At 47.9% G+C, this 3,800-nt stretch carries 2 protein-coding genes and 1 pseudogene; all 3 read right to left on the bottom strand.

From position 1 onward, the window contains the following. Positions 1 to 575: hypothetical protein (locus K8S13_RS00190; protein WP_291459584.1), on the bottom strand; the 575-nt coding region annotated here is incomplete at its 3' end. A gap of 125 nt (positions 576 to 700) precedes the next feature. Continuing rightward, positions 701 to 1,141, bottom strand: a pseudogene (locus K8S13_RS00195) (hydrogenase iron-sulfur subunit); the annotation flags it as partial. Continuing rightward, positions 1,132 to 3,800 (bottom strand): FAD-dependent oxidoreductase (locus tag K8S13_RS00200; RefSeq protein WP_291459585.1); only part of this gene is annotated, 2,669 nt, incomplete at its 5' end. The pseudogene K8S13_RS00195 and the gene K8S13_RS00200, both read right to left, overlap by 10 nt.

Below are 3,800 nucleotides of genomic sequence, written 5' to 3' on the forward strand. Positions count from 1 at the left end.
ACTTCCGGCGGCAAAACACCGACACCGATAAGTTCTTCATGTTCCAGGGAGCACTCCTTGCAGAAGCAAACCGGACATATGTTGCGGCAGCCATAGCATTTGATGCACTTTTGAAATTCATACATCCATCTTGAAAGACGCTCCTCCGAAGCCATGGACTCCAGCGCGTCCGGATTTGCTGTGTTGTCCAACCCGACCTGTTTCTTATATTGCCCGGGAGTTTCAGGTTCCAGATAAGAACAGTCTCCATGCTCTTTAAGATTGGACGGACAGCAGTTTATGTTGATTGTCCTGATGTTTTCCGGTTTCAACTGATTCCAGATATACAGGACATTCAGCGCTCGCTGGTTACAGTCCCTGGCCAGCATTCCAATTTTGATGCCAGGATCTTCGACGCTGATATGGGTAGCGATTTTTTCCAGGGAATATCGTGCCTGCCCGACAACCAGATCATCGACCTCTTCAAGTCGCTTTGGTGTGAAGCAGTAAGGCAGCGGATGACCCTCCACCATTTTATACCCCAGGAAAATATCGATAGTCCCGTCTTTCAGCCAGCGTTTCACTCTATCATTCATCTCTGTCTCCTTTACCTGCTTCCCGGGATTGTAACGGCTGCTTTTTGTTGTTGCACGATTCGGCCTTTTCCAAAATCGGAAGGAAATTTCAATCCTGCCGCTTTTAGGCTTCCGGTATACCCTGCGAGGGGATTAGGCCCCAGCGTTCTGATTTTTTCAGTAAATTCAGTGACAACCTGAACAAATCTCTGCGCTTCGGCTGAAGATATCCATGCAAGATGTAATCGCCCCTCAAGCCCCATAAATGTTAGCAGTTCCTGCAAAAAAGTCATTCTCTTAATGGTCATGTAATTACCATACAGGTAATGGCAGTCTCCGATGTGTCACCCGCCAACCAAAACACCGTCCGCCCCGCTTTGCAAAGCTTTTAAAATATGGTGTGGAGAGACGGTGGCCGAGCACATGACACGAATAGCCCTCATATTGGGAGGGTACTGAAGCCGGCTGACACCGGCCAGGTCTGCCGCGCCGTAGGCGCACCAATTACAGATAAAGGCAATGATACTGGGTTCAAACTGTTCTTTTTTCACCTTTTGCTCCTTGATATAAAATTTTTTCAAACGCATAAAGCGCTTTTAATCTGTGCGTAAAGTTGTTTATTATTAAATCCCATCAGTATGGGAGCCTCGGACGGACACGTCGCAGCACAGGCACCGCAGCCTTTGCACAGGGCTTCATTGACTTCGGCAACCATTTTTTCTTCGTTAAAGGTAATCGCCGTGTATGGGCAAACCTGGATACACGCGAGGCATCCGGAGCACAATTCGGGCTTTATCCGTGAGACAATCCCACCCACCTTGATATTTTCCCGGGACAAAACCGTCATCGCTCTGGAGGAGGCGGCCTTAGCCTGGGCAATGCTCTCTTCGATCGGTTTTGGATAATGCGCCATTCCACAAAGGAAAACCCCTTCGACAGCAAATTCCACCGGTCTTAATTTCTGATGAGCCTCCATCAACCATCCATCGGCATCGACCGGGACTTTAAAAAGTTTGCTGATGCTTTGATCTTCGTGAGCCACAATGGCTGTTGCCAGACAGAGGATATCAGCATCCACAGACAGTTTTTTCCCAAGGATCGGATCATTGAATGTTACGGTCACCTGCTTACCGGTTTCAGTAACCTGGGGTTTTTCATCAGGATCGTACCGGAAAAAAAGTATTCCCTGTCTCCTGGCTTCCCTGTATAGGTCCTCCCGTTGCCCGTAGGTCCTGATGTCCCGGTAAAGGATATAAATGTTTGCATCCGGGTTTTCGTTTTTTAGTTCCAAAGCACTCTTAATAGAATGAGTACAGCATACCTTTGAACAATAGGGATGGTCTTTATCTCTGGAACCGACACACTGGATAAAAACTACGTTACCTGCTTTAGAGATTCGTTGGTCGTTGTCTTTTAATAGTTCATCCATTTCCAGATGTGTAAGAACGGCTGCATGCTCGCCGTATAAATATTCTTGCGGTTTGTATTCTTTTGCACCGGTGGCCAGAATAGCAACACCATGTCCAACTGTTTCCTGGGATGTCCCGTTTGAAAGGACACTGCTGAAATTGCCGACAAATCCTTCCATCGTTTCGAAAGTGGCTTCCCGATGTACGGTAATACGTTTTTCCGATTCCACATCTTTTATTAAATCTTCCAAAAAACCGGAAATTGATTCATCGCGATAGGTCTTATTTAGGCTGTGGGCATTACCGCCAAGATGGCCGGATTTTTCTACCAGGTGGACAGGAAAGCCCTGCCTGGCCATTGACAAAGCGGCCGTCATTCCGGCAATACCGCCGCCCACCACCAGTCCGGTTTGGGTTACCGGCAAAACCGACTCTGTCAAAGGGCTGGAAAGATCGGATTTGGCTACAGCCATGCGTACCAGATCCTTGGCTTTTTGTGTGGCCGCATCCGGATCATTTGAATGGACCCATGAATCCTGATTTCGGATATTGGCCATTTCAATCAGGTATTTGTTAAGGCCGGCGTTGATCAGTGTTTCCTGGAAAAGGGCTTCGTGGGTTATCGGAGTGCATGCAGCAATGACTACCCGGTTCAACCCCTGCTCTTTAATGACTTCTGAAATCTTGTCCTGGGTATCCTGAGAGCAGGTGAATAGGTTTTCTTCCACATAAACAACATGGGGCAGTGTTTGCGCATACTCAGCCACTTCGGGAACCCGGACCACACCGCCAATATTGATGCCACAGTTGCAAACGAACACTCCGATCCTGGGCGTTTCACGGCTCACATCCAGTTCCTTGGGTATGTCGATTGTTTTGGTCAATGTGTTTCGTGCTTCAGCAAGGTTTTCTGTGGAAGCGCAGGCTGCCGCACTGGCTTCCATGACCGATTGGGGAATGTCCTTGGGCCCGGTATAAACTCCACAAGCATAAACTCCCGGCACCGAAGTAGCCACCGGATGGAAGCTGTCGGATCGGATAAAGTTATGCCTGTTCAGCTCAACGCCAAAGGTCTCAGAAAGCTGGACAGCGCTATCTCCGGCCTCAAGTCCGGTGGAAAGAACTACCATATCAAAGACTTCTTCCTCTATTTTCCCATCTTCTTTTGCATATCTTAGCCGAAGGTCTTCGGCATCCGGTACCGCATCAACGGTGTGGATTCTGGAGCGGATAAAACGCACCCCTTTTATTTTGGCATTTTCATAGTATCGGTCGAAGTCCTTTCCCTGGGTACGCATGTCCATGAAAAAAATCGTGCACTCCAAAGGTGTCTTACTATGATCTTTTGCCAAAAGAGCCTGCTTGACGGCATACATGCAACATACCGATGAACAATAGCTATTATCGCACCTGTTGATATCCCGAGACCCCACACATTGCAGCCAGGCGATCTTTTCTGGATGTTTTTCAACCTGTTTCTTGCGGAGTTTGCTTGAAGGACGAACCAGATGACCTGCGTATGGACCAGTGGCGGAAAGAATTCGCTCAAACTCAAGGGAAGTCACTACGTCCGGCAGGTGGGCGTATGAGTAGTTGTCGAATTGACCCGGATCAAACGATTTAAATCCAGTAGCCATGATTACCGATCCTACATTTAGGGTAATCGTTTTTTCCGTATCTTTGAAATTGATGGCGCCGGAAGGGCAGAATTTTTCACAGGCCTTGCACTTTCCATTCTTAAAATAAATACAGTTTTCAGCATCAATGGAGTATTTCAGAGGTACGGCCTGGGAATAGGGGACGTAAATCGCCTTGCGTTTGATCAGGCCCTCATTAT

The organism is Desulfobacula sp., assembly GCF_021107415.1.